Annotated in this window: 10 protein-coding genes and 1 pseudogene; 5 read left to right on the top strand and 6 right to left on the bottom strand. The window is 73.7% G+C overall.

What is annotated here, in order from left to right:
• Positions 1 to 1,270 precede the first annotated feature (1,270 nt).
• Both Dvina_RS44720 and Dvina_RS44715 read right to left on the bottom strand, forming a co-directional pair.
• Positions 1,271 to 3,004 (bottom strand): DEDD exonuclease domain-containing protein, encoded by a 1,734-nt coding sequence (locus Dvina_RS44720; RefSeq protein ID WP_223097186.1) that lies wholly within the window; start codon positions 3,002 to 3,004, stop codon positions 1,271 to 1,273.
• 35 nt (positions 3,005 to 3,039) lie between these two features.
• Positions 3,040 to 3,933 (bottom strand): sensor histidine kinase, encoded by an 894-nt coding sequence (locus Dvina_RS44715; RefSeq protein WP_223097184.1) that lies wholly within the window; start codon positions 3,931 to 3,933, stop codon positions 3,040 to 3,042.
• A gap of 182 nt (positions 3,934 to 4,115) precedes the next feature.
• Here Dvina_RS44715 and Dvina_RS44710 point away from each other — a divergent pair, with 182 nt between their 5' ends.
• From Dvina_RS44710 to Dvina_RS55870, 4 genes and pseudogenes are all read left to right on the top strand, one after another.
• The gene (locus Dvina_RS44710) at positions 4,116 to 5,711 is read left to right on the top strand and encodes an NYN domain-containing protein (RefSeq protein WP_223097182.1); all 1,596 of its coding nucleotides are present in this window, start codon (positions 4,116 to 4,118) and stop codon (positions 5,709 to 5,711) included.
• Positions 5,712 to 5,828: 117 nt separating this feature from the next.
• Positions 5,829 to 6,065 (top strand): hypothetical protein, encoded by a 237-nt coding sequence (locus Dvina_RS44705; protein ID WP_223097181.1) that lies wholly within the window; start codon positions 5,829 to 5,831, stop codon positions 6,063 to 6,065.
• 9 nt (positions 6,066 to 6,074) lie between these two features.
• Positions 6,075 to 7,331, top strand: a complete 1,257-nt coding sequence (locus Dvina_RS44700) for a M48 family metallopeptidase (RefSeq protein WP_223097180.1) — start codon at positions 6,075 to 6,077, stop codon at positions 7,329 to 7,331.
• A gap of 1,423 nt (positions 7,332 to 8,754) precedes the next feature.
• Positions 8,755 to 8,850, top strand: a pseudogene (locus Dvina_RS55870) (hypothetical protein); the annotation flags it as partial.
• A 75-nt stretch (positions 8,851 to 8,925) separates the two neighbouring features.
• Here the strand turns inward: Dvina_RS55870 and Dvina_RS44690 are convergent.
• Together Dvina_RS44690 and Dvina_RS44685 are read right to left on the bottom strand one after the other, a co-directional pair.
• Complete coding sequence (locus tag Dvina_RS44690; RefSeq protein WP_223097178.1) at positions 8,926 to 10,917, bottom strand: sensor histidine kinase; 1,992 nt, start codon at positions 10,915 to 10,917, stop codon at positions 8,926 to 8,928.
• 11 nt (positions 10,918 to 10,928) lie between these two features.
• On the bottom strand, positions 10,929 to 11,444 hold the full coding sequence (locus tag Dvina_RS44685; protein ID WP_223097176.1) for a D-alanyl-D-alanine carboxypeptidase family protein: 516 nt from the start codon (positions 11,442 to 11,444) through the stop codon (positions 10,929 to 10,931).
• A gap of 128 nt (positions 11,445 to 11,572) precedes the next feature.
• Between Dvina_RS44685 and Dvina_RS44680 the strand changes: the two genes are divergently transcribed.
• Entirely contained in the window at positions 11,573 to 12,694 is a 1,122-nt protein-coding gene (locus Dvina_RS44680) for a glycosyltransferase family 4 protein (RefSeq protein ID WP_223097173.1), read from the top strand.
• Between the two features lie 1,146 nt (positions 12,695 to 13,840).
• Here Dvina_RS44680 and Dvina_RS44675 read toward each other — a convergent pair.
• Together Dvina_RS44675 and Dvina_RS44670 are read right to left on the bottom strand one after the other, a co-directional pair.
• Entirely contained in the window at positions 13,841 to 14,509 is a 669-nt protein-coding gene (locus Dvina_RS44675) for a response regulator transcription factor (protein WP_223097162.1), read from the bottom strand.
• 32 nt (positions 14,510 to 14,541) lie between these two features.
• Positions 14,542 to 16,113, bottom strand: a complete 1,572-nt coding sequence (locus Dvina_RS44670; protein ID WP_380031129.1) for a sensor histidine kinase — start codon at positions 16,111 to 16,113, stop codon at positions 14,542 to 14,544.
• Positions 16,114 to 16,241 lie beyond the last annotated feature (128 nt).

Genomic DNA, 16,241 nt, shown 5'->3' with positions numbered 1-16,241 from the left:
GTCTGTTCACCGTGCCCGCCGCCCTGCTCATTGCGCCCGTCCGCCTGTTCACCGCGTCCGCCGACCTGTTCACCGCGTCCGCCGGTGTGGTCGCTGCGCTCGCCGGTGTGGTCGCGATTCGAGCCGGTGTGGTCGCGGCTCGAGCTGTGCCCGGTGACCCGGTCGTCGGCGGGGGGTTCGCTCTGGGTGCTCGCTCGCTCGGCGGTGGGGCCGGGGCGTTGGCCGGGGTGCCCGGTGTGGAGGTCCGCCTGGTCGGGGCGGCTGTCCGGGCGGGCGGCGCGGGAGTCGTGCTCATTGGTGCCGCGGTCGGAGCGCGAGACGTGCTCGTTCGGGGCGCGGTCGCCGGGGCTGCGCTCGCTCTGGGCGGCGCGGTCGTTCAGTGCCCGGTCATGCTGATGCCCGCGGTCGTCCGGCGCGTCGTCGGGCCGGCGGGCCCTATCCGTTGCCATTCGATCCGCGGGCACTGGCTGCGACTCCGCATGCTGCTGACGTTCGTGTTGCCGCCCCCGGTCGGTGCTCTCACCGCCCCGGTCGTTCGGCGATCGCTCGGTCGGCGCGCGCTCGCCGGGCGCGCGGTCTCCGGTGACTGTCTCGGCGGACCCGTGGTCCTGACCCGGTGGCGCGTACCTGCGCCGCACCGGCGCCTCCGGTACCGCGATCGCCGCGGTCGGCAGGCCCTTCGGCCCGAGGAACATCTCGCCGGCCCGGACCCGCTCCCCACCGCTGCCGTTCCCGGGCGCTGCGCTGTCCGCGGCGCCGCCGGGGGAGTTGCCGCTCGTGCCGGAGCCGGGCGGGGCGGTGCGGAACCCGCCACCAATGCCCAGGCTGTCGACCCGGATCGTGAGCGGCCCGGGCGACACGCCGGGCCCGTCGAGCGCCGCGACCGCCTCGCCTACCAGTTGCCGCGCATCCGCGCTGGTCGGAGGCCCTGCGAGCGACCCTGGCGGCCCGGCCCGGAAATTCGGAAACTCCGTGGGGTTGCCGTCCGACGCCGCTGGGTCCACCATGTACTCGCTGTGCGGCGTGTTCGGCGCGTCACTCGACTGCGGTACACCCGAGACGTTTGAAGGCCCCGACTCGTGGGACTCTCCACTCGGGACCGGAGCGGGGGAGGAGCCCGCACCAATAGACGCGCCGGACTGCAAACCGGGCTCCATAGCGGCACCTCCTCACCGTGGGCTCTAACGGGCCGGGGTTTGGGTAGGTTCCAGCCTAGTTTCCCTCCCGGCATCCGATCGGTCATTTGGTTATGTGCGTTCGTCCGATGTACCTACCCGTCCAAGTCGGTTCGAACCGACGCCGCGGCCTCCGCGCGGGCGAGGAACGGCCGCCAGCGCGCCGCGCCGTGCACCGGTGATGACCAGCCTATATCGGCCTTGACCAGCCTCGTTTCGGGTCGTTCGAGCCACGCCAGGATGCGCTCGGTCTCCTCCGGCGTGGCGCGCGGCGTCGGCCCGGGCCCCGGCTGGACCGTTTCCGCTGTGGCCAAGACCACATCCAGCGTTGGCTGCGGGTGCACTCTCGGGGGTGAAGCGCCGGCCCCGGCGAGTCGTCCGTGCCGCACCACCGCGATCTCCCAGCCGCCGCTCGCCGAAGGGCGCGCCGCGACCACCTCGGGCAGCGCGCTGAGGCCGGCCAGCCGCTGCTGACGGATCGCCGTGCGCAGGAACGCGACCATCCGCCCCCGGATCGTTGCCGCGTCCTCGTAGCGCTCCACCTCCGCCAGCGCCTCGATCCGCGCCATGAGCCCCTGCACCACCGGCCCGGGGTCGCCGGTCGTCGCGGTCCGGAAGGGCGCCGCCGCCTGCACCTCGTAATCGTCGGGCGAGATGCGGTGCTCGCACGGCGCCGGGCACCGCCCGAGCTCGGCCAGCGCGCACGCCGGCGTCTGCGTGCGCAGGGACAGCTTGTGGGTGCACTGGCGCAGCGGCAGCGCGTCATACAGCCCGGCCGCCGCCAGCTCGGCGAACCGCCGCGAGCCGAACGGCCCCAGGTATGCCGCGCCGTCGGCCTGCACCTCCCGCACGACGGACAGCCGCGGATACGCCTCGGACGTGAGCTTGAGCCACACGACGCGCTCCGGATATTTCGAGCGGCGGTTGTACGGCGGCTTGTGCGCCGCGATCAGCCGTAACTCCCGCACCTCGGCCTCCAGCGAGTGTGCGCACAGGATCGCCTCGACGCGCTCGGCCGCGTTGAGCATCTCGTCGATCCGCGCCCGCTTCTCCGCCGCCGTGAAGTAGCTGCGCACCCGGGTCGCGATGGAGGAGCTTGTCCCGATGTAGAGGGGCCTGTCCTTGTGACCGCGGAACATGTAGACGCCCGGACCGTCGGGCAGCCCCTCCGCCAGGTGCTTCTTGCGCCGCTGAGCCGGGCTGACGGCCTTGACGAACTCGAGCACCTCGCCGACGGTCTGCACCTTGAGGCTGCCGAGCCGGGCGAACAGCCCGTGCAGCACGTCCACTGTGGCCTTGGCGTCCTCCAGCGCCCGGTGCACCGGCTGCGTGGGGGAGCGGAAGTGCCGCGCGAGGGTCGACAGCTTGTGGTTGGGCACCTCGTCGGCGATCATCGCGCGCCGGGCGATCGCCGCGGTGTCGAACACAATCGGCTTCGGCCAGGTGTACCCGTGTTTCGCGCACGCGGCCTTGAGGAACCCGGTGTCGTACGGCGCATTGTGCGCGACCCACACCGCACCCTGCGCGAACTCCAGGAAGCTCGGCAGGACCGTCTCCAGCGTCGGTGCCTCCATGAGCATCATCTCGGTGATGCCCGTGAGCACCGTGATGAAGGCCGGGACGCGCTCCTCCGGATTGACGAGCGTCCCGAACTCGCCCAGGATCTCCCCGCCGCGGACCTTCACCGCGCCGATCTCCGTGATCCCGCCGCCGTCCGGGGCCCCGCCGGTCGTCTCCAGGTCGACCACGACGAACGTGGTGGAGAACAGCGTGGCGGCCCTCGGGTCGTCGAACAGGGCGTCGAGCGTTTCCTGGTGGTAGTGGGGCACGGCCGCACACTACGACCAGGGTGTGACAAAAAATTCTAGTGAGGCGGAAACCGCAGCTCAAGGCGCACGTCGGGCGAGCCGACGATCGCCGAGGTGTCCGTGACCGTGGCGCCGTGGGCGCGCAGGATGTCGGCGACGGCCCGCGGCACCGGCTCGTCGGCCGCCCGCCGACCCTCCAGATCGACCTGCCACTCGGGCTTGATGCTGCCGCCCGCGTGCCCGATCTCGATCGTCGGCACCGGGGACCCGAGCACCCGCACCGCCACCCGTCCGCCGGCCGGTGCCAGCTTGAGCGCCCCGAAAATGACGTAGTCGAGGGCTCTGGACAGCTTGGCGGGATCTGCGTGTACCGTCGCGGCGTCGGTGAACCCGAGCGTGATCGCGATATTGCGGGCGTCGGCGATGCCGCGCAGCTCCCGGATGCGGGCCTCGGTCAGATAGGCCAGGTCGACGGCGCGCGGCTCCGGCTTGGTCTCCAGCTCCGCGCTCACGACCAGCCGGCGCAGTTCGAGCAGCTCCGTGACCTGCTTGGCCAGCGCCCGCAGGCCCTTCATCTGGTCGAGGTTCAGCTTGTGCGGGCTGTGGTCGACCACGCACAGCGTGCCCAGGGCCGCGCCCTCCGCGGTAAGCAGCGGCGCGCCCGCGTAGAAGCGGATGCCGTCGTCCTGGGTGACGTACGGGTTGTCGGCGAACCGCGCGTCCGCCGTCGCGTCGGGCACCACCATCAGGTCGCGGCCCATGATCGCGTGGGCGCAGAACGCCACCTCGCGCGGCGTCTCCGCCACATCCAGGTCGCCGATCTTGGCCTTGAACCACTGCCGCTCGGTGTCGATCAGCGAGACCAGCGAGATAGGAGCGCCGCAGACCTCGGACGCGATCCGGACGATGTCGTCGAAATCGGTCTCCGGCGGCGTGTCCAGGACAGCCATTGCGTGTAGCGAGGCCACTCGCTCCGCCTCGTTGCTGGGTACCGGTACCACCATCCCCGCCTCCCCGTGCGTCGACACAATCGGGTGAAATAATGATATGTCAGCTTTTAGCCGTTGGGGGTGCGGCTGCGGTCCTGGACTCCATCCCGGGCGAATGTGGTCGACAATGCGACACTGGAGTGATGGCTGCGTACGACGCTCCCGACGACCTCGGTGCCGAGGTCGCGGTGACGCCTGCGCAGGATCGCCCCGCCTCCGCGCCGGGCTCGTCGGACACCGGGGACGACCGGCTCTCTGACGTCGTTTCGCCCGACGGTGACCTGCCTTCTGACCTCTCCGACCCTTCTGACCTCGCCGACCCGTCTGGTCTCTCCGGCCTCTCGGGCGGCGACACCGGCCACGACTCGGCGTCCGACGGCGGTTCGGAGGCCGATCTTGCTTCGGAGGGCGATGGTGACGGTGCGGAGGGCGTCGAGGAGCCGGAGCCCACGCTGCCCGAGGTCGTCCGCCAGCGCGTGATCGCCCTCGCCGCCGGTGCGATAAGCGGCCTGCCGCTCGACGAGCTGCCGATGCCGCTGCGGCGGGTGGCCAAGTTCGCGCCGAACCGCCGGGCCCGCCTGGGCGGTTCGGTGATCGCGATGCAGCTCTCCGGCGACCCGCTGCTCCGGCAGCGGCTGGCCACGCGGGTCGTCAACGACGCCGGTGACCTGGGCGCCGCCGTCCTGGAGGGCGTGGCCCCGGCGGCGGCGGACCCGGTGGAGGTGGCGGCACTCGCGTACCTGGCCCGGCCGGACGGCTGGCGCACCCTCGTCGCCGACGCCACCGAGACCGTCCGCGCCGAGGCCGAGGGCGCCGTCGCGTCCGAGCGCATCCGCGACGTCGAGCAGCGCCTGGCCCGCGCCGAGCACGACCGCGCCGTGGCCAAGGTCGAGGCCGACAAGCTGCGCGACGAGCTCGCCCGCCTCCGCGAGGAGACCGGCGGCCTGCGCGACGAGGTCCGCACGCTGGGCAAGGCGTTGCGCGAGTCGCAGGCCAAGGAGCGCAAGGCCACCGACATGCTCGCGGCCGAGAAGGGCCGGGCGGCCAAGGTCAACGCCGACCACGACGCCGAGCTGCGCCGCCTCCGGGCTCGCCTGGCCGAGGCCGAGACCGCGGCGGGCGCCCAGCGGCAGAGCGCCAAGGACGCGCGCGCGGTCGACGACGCCCGGCTGTGGCTGCTGCTGGAGACGATCGGCCAGGCCGCGGTCGGGCTGCGCCGCGAGCTGGCCCTGGACCCGACCGACAAGCTGCCGGCCGACTTCGTCGCCGAGACGTCCGCCGACCGCCCCGAGGGCCTCACCGCGGCCGCCCGCGCCCTCGACGCCGATGACCCGGCCCGCCTTGACCAGCTCCTCAGTCTGCCCAAGGCGCACATGATCGTGGACGGGTACAACGTCACCAAAAAGGGCTATGCGGAGATCTCTCTGGAGCAGCAGCGCAACCGGTTGATAGCCGGTGCCGGCGGCCTCGCCGCGCAGACCCGCGCGGAGGTCACGGTGGTGTTCGACGGTGCCGAGCGGGTCCACGGCCTGCCGCCGGCGCCGCGGGGCGTCCGCGTGCTCTTCTCCCGCAAGGGGGAGACCGCCGACGAGCTGATCCGCCGCCTGGTGAGGGCCGAGCCCGCCGGCCGCCCGATCATCGTGATCTCGTCCGACAAAGAGGTGATCGACGGCGTGCGCCGCCACGGTGCCTACCCGCTCGCCTCCGACACGCTCCTGCGCCGACTATCAAGGTCCTGACCAGGGCATTTGCATTTTTTGTCGTACCCCACCGCTACCGTTCGTGCTATCGGGTTCACCGATACGCCAAAGTCGGCGCAAGCCGGCCGCGGCGGAACGTCGGTAATTGGAGGAGCGATGCTCGTCGACTGCGAAAGCTGCACGGTGCGGGGCAAGTCCTGCAGCAGTTGCGTGGTGACCCTGCTGCTCGACACCCCGCAGGCGTTTCACCAGCTCGGCCCCGAGGAGGTCAACGCCATCGAGGTGTTCGAGCTCGCCGGGTTCGAGGTCACCGTGCTGGAGCCGACCCACTTCGAGACCATTCCCGTGACCCCCATCCCCACGCCCCGCCGCCGCAACGGCCGCGCCGCATAGGCTGACGCGATGACGCCTCGTCTCTGGGCCACGATCACGCTCGTCGTGCTGATCATCGCGGCTGCGGTCGTCGCCCTGCTGCGGGTGCCGTGGGCGGCGGCCCCCGCGCCCCGCGCCGACCAGCTGGCCGCGCTCGAGACGCTGCCCAAGGACGCGGTCGCGCAGGGCCGGGCGTTCCACGGGGCGCTGCGCCCCGGCATGTACCTCTCCATCGTCCTGGGCCTCGTCGTCGCCCTCCTGCTGGGCCTGACCCCGGCCGGCTCCTGGCTGGTGGAGCAGGCCGGCCGCCCGTTCGGCGGCCACTGGCTGGCCCGGGCGCTGCTGGGGGGCCTGCTTGTCACGCTGATCGGCGAGGTGGTGGCCCTGCCGCTGTCGGCGTGGCGCCAGTCGATCCTGCGCCGCTACGGCCTCTCCACCCAGGGCTGGGGCGACTGGACGATCGACCTGCTCAAGGGCTACGCGGTGGGCGCGGTCATCGGCGCGATAGTCCTTGTCGCGTTCTACACGATCACCCACTTCGCCCCGGCGTGGTGGTGGGCGTGGGGAGCCGCCGGCGCCGCCGCGCTGACCGTGCTGCTCACGTTCGTCTTCCCGCTGCTGGTGGAGCCGGTCTTCAACAAGTTCACCCCAATGCCGGAAGGCGAACTGCGCGCCAACCTGATGGCCCTCGCCGCCCGCGACGGCGTACCCGTCCGCGACGTCCTGGTCGCCGACGCCTCCCGGCGCACGCGGGCGGTGAACGCGTACGTCTCCGGCCTCGGCCCGACCCGCCGCATCGTCGTCTACGACACCCTGCTCGACAAGGCCCCACCCGCCGAGGTCGAGTCGGTCGTGGCCCACGAACTCGGCCACGCCAAGGCCGGTGACGTCCTCACGGGCACCTTGCTGGGCGCCCTGGGCGCCGCGGCCGCGGTGTGCGCCCTGTACCTGCTGGGCTCCTGGACCGCCCTGCTCCGCCTGGCCCGCGTCGACTCGATAGCCGAACCAAGGGCCCTGGCCCTGCTCCTGGCCATAGCCACCGCCGCCAGCCTCGTAGCCGGCCCCGCCCAGGCCTTCATCTCCCGCCGCATCGAGGCAAGAGCCGACACCCACGCCCTGACCCTGACCGCCGACCCAGCCGACTTCGAAGCCATGCAGGGCCGCCTAGCCCTGGTCAACCTGGGCGACCCCGACCCCAACCCCCTGGAACAATTCCTCTTCGGCACCCACCCCACAGCCGTCGAACGCATGGCCGCCTCAAGAGCCTGGTCCCGATCCCACCCCTAAAGCCCCAGCCCATCACCGGCCTCTCACCCAACGCGCAACACGCAGGCACTCAGGCCCTCCGTAGTCCCGCGCTCGTGCGCCTCTGCCCTGGGGATCTCCGCACCCGGCGCTCTCTCGGCGCGGGCTCCGTCCGCGTGCTCCTGCGCTCCGCCCGCGCGCTTCCGCGTCCCGGCACTTCGGCTCTCGCTCTTCGCCCGTGCCGGTGCCCGCGCGCGTGTCCGTGCTTCCGTCCGCCCCGCTTCCGTCTGCGCCCACCCCGCGCCTCGCCCGCGCGCTCCGGCATCCCCCGCAACCCCGTCTGCTCCCGTACTTCGCCGGGTCATGTGCCTGCGCCCGTTTCCTTGCCTCGTCCGCCCCGCTTCCGCTGCACCCATCCGGCACAGTGCGTCCGCGGCCTCCCTCGTACTCCGCGCCGCGCTCCCGTGCCGTGAGCCCCGTCCGCGTCCTGCGCCCGCGGTCCCGCGCCACGCTCGTGCGCGTTCTCCGTCCCGAGCACCGCGCTCCGTCCGCGGTCATGTCCGCGCCCGCGCCCACGCTCCGCGCCCGCGCCCGCGCCCGCGCCCACGCTCCGCGCCCGCGCCCGCGCCCACGCCCGCGCCCGCGCCCGCGCCCGCGCCCACGCTCCGCGCCCATGCTCCACGCCCGCTGCCGCGCCCACGCTCCGCCCGGTCCGCGCCCGCGCGCGTGGGCTCCTGCGTTCCGTCCACGCCCACTTCTGCCGCGTCACATCCCCGCGCCTGCTTTCGCCTGCGCCCTTCCGCACGCGCTCCTGCGTCCCGAGCCCCGTGCTCTGTCCGCGTGCGGACCAGGCTCGACACCGCTGACTTCGAGGTGGCGCACGAGTTTCTTCGGCGCAGCTCCAGCCAGCATCGGTTGCGGGGCGGCGGCCGGTTGGGCCGTATCGGACCAGGTCGGGGCTCGCGGCCGCTGGGGAGCTTGCGGTTGACGTCCTCACGCACCGGGCCGCGCTCGCGGTCCGGGCCGGCCCGGACCGGCCGACCCCGTCCCGGCCGACCCCGTCCGGGCCGACCCCGTCCGGGCCGACCCCGTCCGGGCCGACCCCGTCCGGGCGGTCATGGCGGCGGTGATCCTGCTGGGGCACTACAGGGTGCGGATGGGAGCTCGGAAGCCTTCGTTCCAGCCGAGGGACGTGGTGCTGATTCCGGCCGGGCGGCCGTTCGAGATGCCGTGTGACAACGTCGTGCTGCGGATGACCGCCGCCGCTCGCCGGCACCACGGCTCGGCTGGTGGCCGCCGCGCTCAGCGTCTTCCCCAACGACGCCCTACGCGAGCCGATCATCGAGGATCGCCGCGACGCGCACCCGGCCACGCTGCGCCGCGCGGTCGCGTACAGCGACGACAACGCCCACCGTGACATCGCCGTCGCCGACATCGCGGCGCCACGTCCGTCACCATCCGCACCGTGCAGCATGCCTTCCGCCGGCACCTCGGCACCACGCCGACCGCGTACCTGCACCGGGTGCGTCTCGAGCACGCTCATCGCGGCCTTGGGGCCACGACCAGTACCGTCGCCGAAGTCGCCCGTCGTTGGGGTTTTCCCGACCGCTGTCGCTTCGGTCAGCTACCAGGCCGTCTACGGCCGGCCGCCGGTCCTCGGCACGTAGAACTCCACCTCGGTGCCCCGCCCCGGGCGGCTGTGGATCGAGGTCTGGCCGCCCAGGTCGTCGATCCGGCCCCGCATCGACTGGGCCACACCCAGGCGGCCCGCTGCGGCGGCCTCCGGCAGCCGGTCCGGCTCGAAGCCGCGCCCGTTGTCGCGCACCGTGACCCGCACACCGTCGCCCTCGTCCTCGAGGAGCACCCAGGTGTGGGCGTCGGGGCCGGCATGGCGCCCGACGTTGTCCAGCGCGGCCTGCACGGCGGCGGTGAGCTCGGCGGTGGCGGCCGCGGGCAGGAGCACCCGGCCGGCCGGCGCGGCCACCTCCACCTTCGGCGAGGTGAACGCCATCAGCGCCGCGCGGAGGTCCGCGTCGGCCGAGACGGCTGTCGGGGGGCCGCCGGACAGCAGGTTGCGCAGGGCCCGCTCCTGCTCGCCGGCCAGCGTGGCCAGCCGGGCCCCGGCGCCGCCCATCTCCTGGCCGTGCCGCTGCATCAGGGACAGGACCTGCAGGACGCCGTCGTGGATGGGGCGGGCCAGGCGGTTGCGCTCGGCCTCGGCCGCCTCCTCGCGGATCTGCTCGGCGCGCCGGCGGTCGGCCCGGCGGGTGGCCCACTGGTGGGCGAAGCCCAGGCCGCCGACGGCCGCCGCCGCGATGAGCAGCAGGATGCCGGAGGTCGGCAGGTGGTCGATCGACTCGTAGTAGCCCGAGCTCAGCGCCGGCCGCAGGTCCTGCACCTCCGACTTCCGATACGTGGTGGCCACCACCACCCAGCGGCCGCCGAGAGCCAGCACGACCGCCAGCGGGCCGAGGGTGGCCGGCACGGCGCCGGTCGGCGCAAGAGCCGAGGCGACGGTACCCGCCGTCGCCGTGACGGCCCCGATGACCGCCACGGCGATCAGGACGGCCGGGACGACACTGCGCAGCTGGATCAGGCGGTCCGGGTTGCCCGACGTGCCGGCGTAGGTGATGAACAGGACGATGGCCGCGGCCACCGCCATGCCCACCGTCAGCGGGAAGCGGCGGCGGCTCCGGGCCAGTGCCGCCCCGATCGCCACACCGGCGGCGATCGCCGGCAGCGCGGCGCCGCTGGGCTCCAGCGCGTGCAGTGCCAGGAGCACCGGCGCGACCATGGCGACCATGGCGGTCGCGACGGTCAGGGCGCCGCCCAGCGACCACGGGCCGGCCATCGCGGCAAGCGCGGTCACGACGACGAGCGTGATCGCCCCGGCGATCACGTAGACCAGGTAGGCGTTGCGGACGATCGTCGCCGACGAGACGTCGAGCATGGCGCCCAGGCGCTCCGGGCTTATCGAGCCCAGCGGGAAGCTCAGCGTGAGCGCCAGACCGCCGGCCAGGATCAGGCGGGTTCGGGCCCAGCCGGTCTCGCCGGCCGCCTCCGGGTCGCGCCCGCGCAGCAGGACGGCGGCCGCGGCGGCGAACGCGAGCGGCACCAGCACCAGCGCCCGCTGTGCCGTCGCGATTCCCTCGGTCGACGGCCACCAGAAGCCGGGCAGCGCCATCCCCAGCGGTGCGGCGCCGACGCCGAGGGCGGCGAGCAGGGTGCCCCAGCCGGCGGCGCCGCGGCGCAGCATCGACTGGGCGGCGGCCAGGAGCGCGATGAAGGCCAGCGGCTGGGCGGCCCAGGTCAGCGCCTGGATCAGCGCGGGCGGCGACCATACGGTCTGGAGCAGGTTGGGCAGCGCGAGCAGCCCGGCCACGACGAGCAGCAGCGGCCATCGGCGCAGCAGGAGCAGGCCGGCCACGATGGCGACGATCGGCGCCAGGAAGTACACGGCCTGCCCGGCGTCGGCCGGCGAGACGGCCACGTACAGGTTCAGCGTCGGGGCGGGGTTGATCTCCGGCGGGTAGAACCGGCCGGCCGTCGCCATGATCAACAGTGGGGCGCTCAGGCCGCCGAGCAGCACCGCGGTCCGGCTGCCCGGTGGGGTCTTCGGAGATTCCATTGCGGACATCATCACCGATCGATCACGTATGCGTGTGCCGCCGGCGCCGCCAGCCCGGGGTGGGGCAGTCGGACGGGGCAGCCGTCCGGCCGGTACTCGAAATGCCACCACTCGTTGTCATACGTTCGGTACAGCCCGTGCCGGCCACCGTGGCGCTCCAGCCACGCGGCGCCCTCACGCGGCCGCACGTCCAGCGCGGTGCCGGCCACGTGCCGGGAGGCGTGCGGGGGCAGGACCCGGCGGCAGGCGGCCGCCACCGAGCCGTCGTCGGCGACCGCGGCGGCGAACAGGCGGGCCTGCTCCAGCGGGTGGCGGTAGCCGGACGTGAGCCCGATCAGCTCCCCGTGCCGCCACAGCGCCTCGGCGCGGGCCGCCTCGAACGCGGCCCGCGTCGCCCCCGTCAGCCCGGCCAGGTCCTCGGCCGGGAACCGCAGCGCCAACGCCCACTGACAGGCCGCGTGGCGGGCCCCGCGCGACACCCGGAACCAGGCGACGGGCACCAGCGCGACCGCCAGCCCCCGGGTCACCCATCGATAGACAACGTCACGTCGCCGCGGCATGGTGATGAATCTGCCGCCCGCGACCGCCCGGGGCCTGAGCCCCCGTACCCATTCCCGCTAGGTACCCCCACTCATCCCCTGGCTACAGTCGGCGAGTGGCGACCTCCCTGCTGATCACCAACGACTTCCCGCCCCGCCCCGGAGGGATCCAGCAGTTCGTCCACAATCTCGCCCTACGGCAGAGCGATGTCGTCGTGTACTGCTCCACCTTCGCCGGCGCCGCGAAGTTCGACGCCGAGCAGCCGTTCGAGGTCGTGCGCGAGGACACCGGCATGCTGCTGCCCACCCCGAAGGTGGCCCGCCGGGCGGCCGAGATCGCGCGGGCGCGCGGCTGCGACCGGGTCTGGTTCGGGGCGGCCGCACCCCTCGGCCTGCTCGCGGACGGGCTGCGCCGGCGGGCCGGCATCGAGCGCGCGGTGGCGATCACCCACGGCCACGAGGCCGGCTGGGCCGCGCTGCCCGGGGCGCGCACGCTGCTGCGGCGGATCGCGCGCGGGACCGACGTCGTGACCTACCTGGGGGAGTACTTCCGGGTCCGGCTCGCCCGCGCCATCGGTGAGCTGACCCGGCTCGAGCAGCTCGCGCCGGGGGTCGACGTGGATGCCTACTCGCCGAAGGTCTCAGGGGCACAGATCCGGCAGCGGTACCGCCTGGAAGCCCGTCCGGTCATCGTCTGCGTCTCCCGGCTCGTGCCCCGCAAGGGCCAGGACGTGCTGATCCGGTCCTTGCCGGCCGTGCGCAAGGCGGTGCCGGACGCCGCACTCCTGGTGGTCAGCGGCGGCCCGTACCGCCCGGCCCTGGAGCGCCTGGCCCGCGACCACGGCGTGACCGACCACGTGATCTTCACCGGGCCGGTCGACTGGTCCGAGCTGCCCGCGCACTACGCGGCCGGAGACGTCTTCGCCATGCCCTGCCGCACCCGCCGCGGCGGCCTGGACGTCGAGGGCCTGGGCATCGTGTACCTGGAGGCGTCAGCCACGGGCCTCCCCGTCCTGGCCGGCGACTCCGGCGGGGCCCCCAACGCCGTCCGCGAGGGCGAAACGGGCTTCGTGGTCCCGGGCCGCGACGTACAAGCCGTGGCCGACCGCCTCATCACCCTGCTGCAGGACCGCGAACTCGCCACCCGAATGGGCGCCGCCGGCCGGGCCTGGGTCGAATCCGAGTGGCGCTGGGAAAACCAGGCCGACCGCCTTCACGCGCTGCTGGAGAAGAATTAGCCGATCGGTGGACGGCAATGACGAGCAAATCCCACCCATTCCGCGAATATCACAGCCCACTCCACGCCCTAACGCGCCGGCACCCATCGCCGCGATTTCCGCCCCCGCCCGCGCCGCCGCCATAGGCCCGAAGCCGCCAACGCGGCGAATCCACTCCAGAATTGACGTGCCCAATGGCCCGATCAACGTCGAGCCGGGGCGAACGCGCGTTTCCGCCGCCGCCGCGAAATCCGCCTCGACAGCGCCAGCTACCGGCCCGTCTTCGTCGAGCACCACCCCGGCGCGGCACATACCGTCGAAACGGCCAGCAAAACTCCTGCTCGTCCACCCCGCCCGCGGTACTCGTCTGTGCTGGCGGACCCGCGAGGGCGGGGTCACTGTCGGCGTCCGTCAAGCTCGTGCGCGGTGCTCGTCGGTGCTGGCGGACCCGCGAGGGCGGGGTCACTGTCGGCGTCCGTCAAGCTCGTGCGCGGTGCTCGTCGGCGCTGGCGGACTCGCGTGGCCGGAGTCGCCGTCGGCGTCCGCCCACCAAGTCCCCGATCCGGCGGCAGGGGCTCAGCAGCGCATCAGCGGCGGAACCCTGGCGATGCTGCGCGGTGTCCAGGGAGTCGGCTGCAGCCGGACTCGCCGGTCGGCGTCCGTCAAGCTCGTGCGCGGTGCTCGTCGGCGCTGGCGGACTCCCGCGGCCGGAGGCGCCGTCGGCGTCCGCCCACCAAGCCCCCGGTGCGTCGGCAGGGGCCCGACAGCGCATCAGCGGCGGAACCCTGGCGATGCTGCGCGGTGTCCAGGGAGTCGGCCGCAGTCGACGCAGGCGGCCGGAGATGGCGCGGGCAGCCGGCAACGGCGCGGGCGGCCGGAAGCCGCGCGGGCGGCTGGCGATGGCGCAGGCGGCCGGCAACGGCGCTGGCGGCTGGGGATGGCGCGGGTGGCTGGAGATGGCGCGGGCGGTCGGAAATGGCGCGGCCGGCTGCCCGGGGGTAACGGGGAGCCGGCCGTACACGCTATTCCGGGGGTGGGGTGGGAGCGTTGCCGCAGCGGCGACAGGCACCGAGCCCGGACCCACCGTCTTCCGCTCGCCGGGGATACGCCGCAGTGGCGTGGCGTGGGCGGAGCGCAGTGAGGGCCGTGGCCTTCGGCCGGTCGGGCCTAGAAGCTGGGGGCGTCGGGGGCTTCGAGCAGGCCGAGGCGCAGTGCGGTCATGAGGGCCTGGGCGCGGTTGGCGGCGCCGAGCTTCTCGTAGAGCTTCGAGATGTGCGTCTTCGCGGTGGACTCCGAGACGAACAGCTGCTTGGCGATGCCGGCCACGCTCATGCCGTCGGCGAGCAGGCGCAGGACCTGGCCCTCGCGTGGCGAGAGCTGCGGGCCGCTCGGGGCCAGCCGGCGCTTCATGGCCTCGGCCAGGTCGGCCGCGGTGAAGGCGCTGGGGGCGGAGGCGGCGTGCCGGGCCGCGGCCACTACCTCGTCGGCCGGAGCGGTCTTGGGCACGAACGCCGAGGCCCCGGCCTCGAGGGCGCCGAAGAGCTGGTCGTCGCCGGCGTACATGGTCAGCACGACGATGCCCATGCTGTTGCTCGTCTTGCGCAGGGCGCGGGTGGCCTCCAGGCCGCTGCCGTCGGGCAGGCGGAGGTCCATGATCACAACGTCGGGCTGCAGGGCGCCGGCCTGGCGGATCGCCTCAGCGGCCGTCGCGGCCTCGCCGACCACCTCGAACTGGCGGTCACGCTCGAATGCGTGCCGCAGCCCGCGGCGAATCAGATCGTGGTCGTCGACGAGCAGCACTTTGGTGCGCGTCGTCGGGTTCGCGGTAGTAGACATTCCCGGTGCTCTCTCCCTCTGGGTGCTTCACGCTACCGCGCACGCGGTGCGGTTCCGAGCACAACCGCCACTGTGGTTCCATTCGGCACGCGTGGCGTGATCTCCAACCGGCCCCGGATACGTTCCGCCCTCTCGGCCATGATCGCAAGACCATAGTGCCCGTCCGGGCGGTTCTCACCGATGCCGCTGCCATCGTCGGAGATTTCTACCTGTGCGAACGGTGGATCGACCGCGCACGTTACCCAGAGATTTTCCGCGCCGGCGTGTTTCCGCGCGTTCGTGATGGCTTCCTGGGCAATGCGCAGCAGTTCTGCCTCGACCGCGGCGGGCAGGCGGGCGGTGCTCTCGTCGAGTGAGAGGTGCACCCGCAGGCCGGCCGATGCGCCGACGGTCCGTGCGTAGTCGGAGATCGCCGCGGTGAGGCCGCCGTAGCGGTCGACCTCGCTGCGCAGCTCGAACAGCGACAGCCGCAGCTCCGTGATCACCCGCGTGACCTCGGCCCGCAGCACCCGCAGCTCCTCCTCGGCGGCCTCGGCGTTCGGCAGCGCGGCGACCGCGTTGTCGATGCCATAGCCGACCATGACCAGCTCCTGCGCGACCCCGTCGTGGATCTCGCGGGCCAGCCGCTGCCGCTCCTCGGTGGTGGCCAGCGAGCGGACCTCGTCGAAGAGCAGCGCCGCCTCCAGCCGCAGGGCGGCGGCCCCGGTCACCGACTGGACCCGGGCGACGAGCGCGGGCGGGAACGCGCCCGGAGTGTCGCTCTCCAGCACGATCAGCCCGACGGTGCGCACCCCGGCGATGAGCGGGACCGCCATCGACGAGATGCTCTGCCCGCGGGCCACCGAGCGGGCCTGCGAGCGGCCCGAGACGACCGGCTGCTGCGTGGCCCAGGCGTCGGCGACGGCGCTCTCGGTGTCGAGCGCCGTCTCCCAGTCGAGCCGCTCGACGCCGGCCTGGGCCAGCACGACCAGCCGGCCGCCGCCGCTGCCGGAGAGCACGGCGCCCCGCACCGACGGGACCATCGCGCGGACCTCTTCGAGCAGGTGCTCGGCCAGGCCGCCGGGGTCGAGCGTGGCCCCGGGCAGCTGCCGGGCGACGCTGCGCAGCTGGGTCAGCAGGCGGGTCGCCTCAGCGTAGGGCTGGGGCGTCTCCTCGGCCGGGCGCCGGGCCAGCAGCACCCGCTGCAAGATCGTGACCAGGTAGGCCGAGGCGCCGGAGATGAGCAGCCCCTGTCCGGCCGCGACCAGGTATTCCCGCTCGTCGAGCCGCCCCTCGACCGCCCCGCCGACCGTCAGCAGCGTGGCCGCCGCGACCAGGTAGGCCCCGGCCATCCGCCGGCCCTCGGAGAGCGCGGCGGCGACGATCGGCACCGGCAGATACACCAGCAGCGCCGCGGCGTCGAGGTTGAGCGTCGACGCGGCGAACGCGGTGATGAGCACCTCGGCCGTGCGCCCGAGCCGGGCCACTTCGTGCGACTCCGGTGCCACGGTGGCGATCACGGCCGCGGCCAGCAGGAGTGCCAGCCAGAGCAGCTCGGCCGGGCGCACGCCGTCGGCCAGGAGCCGGACGGCGACGAGCACCAGCAGCAGCGCCCGCACGATCACGATCGCCCGCTGCGCCTGGGCCGCGGAGGCGGTGCGCTCGGCGGGGCCGGCGGCGGCCCGGTCAGCGGCCCGATCGGCGGCGGCCCGGCCGGCGGTGGCGGTGCGGGTGGCGGGCAGGTCCGTCAACT

The sequence above is a fragment of the Dactylosporangium vinaceum genome, from assembly GCF_019904175.1.
GTDB classification, from domain to species: Bacteria; Actinomycetota; Actinomycetes; order Mycobacteriales; family Micromonosporaceae; genus Dactylosporangium; species Dactylosporangium vinaceum.
This window is presented reverse-complemented; position numbering and strand designations above follow the sequence as displayed.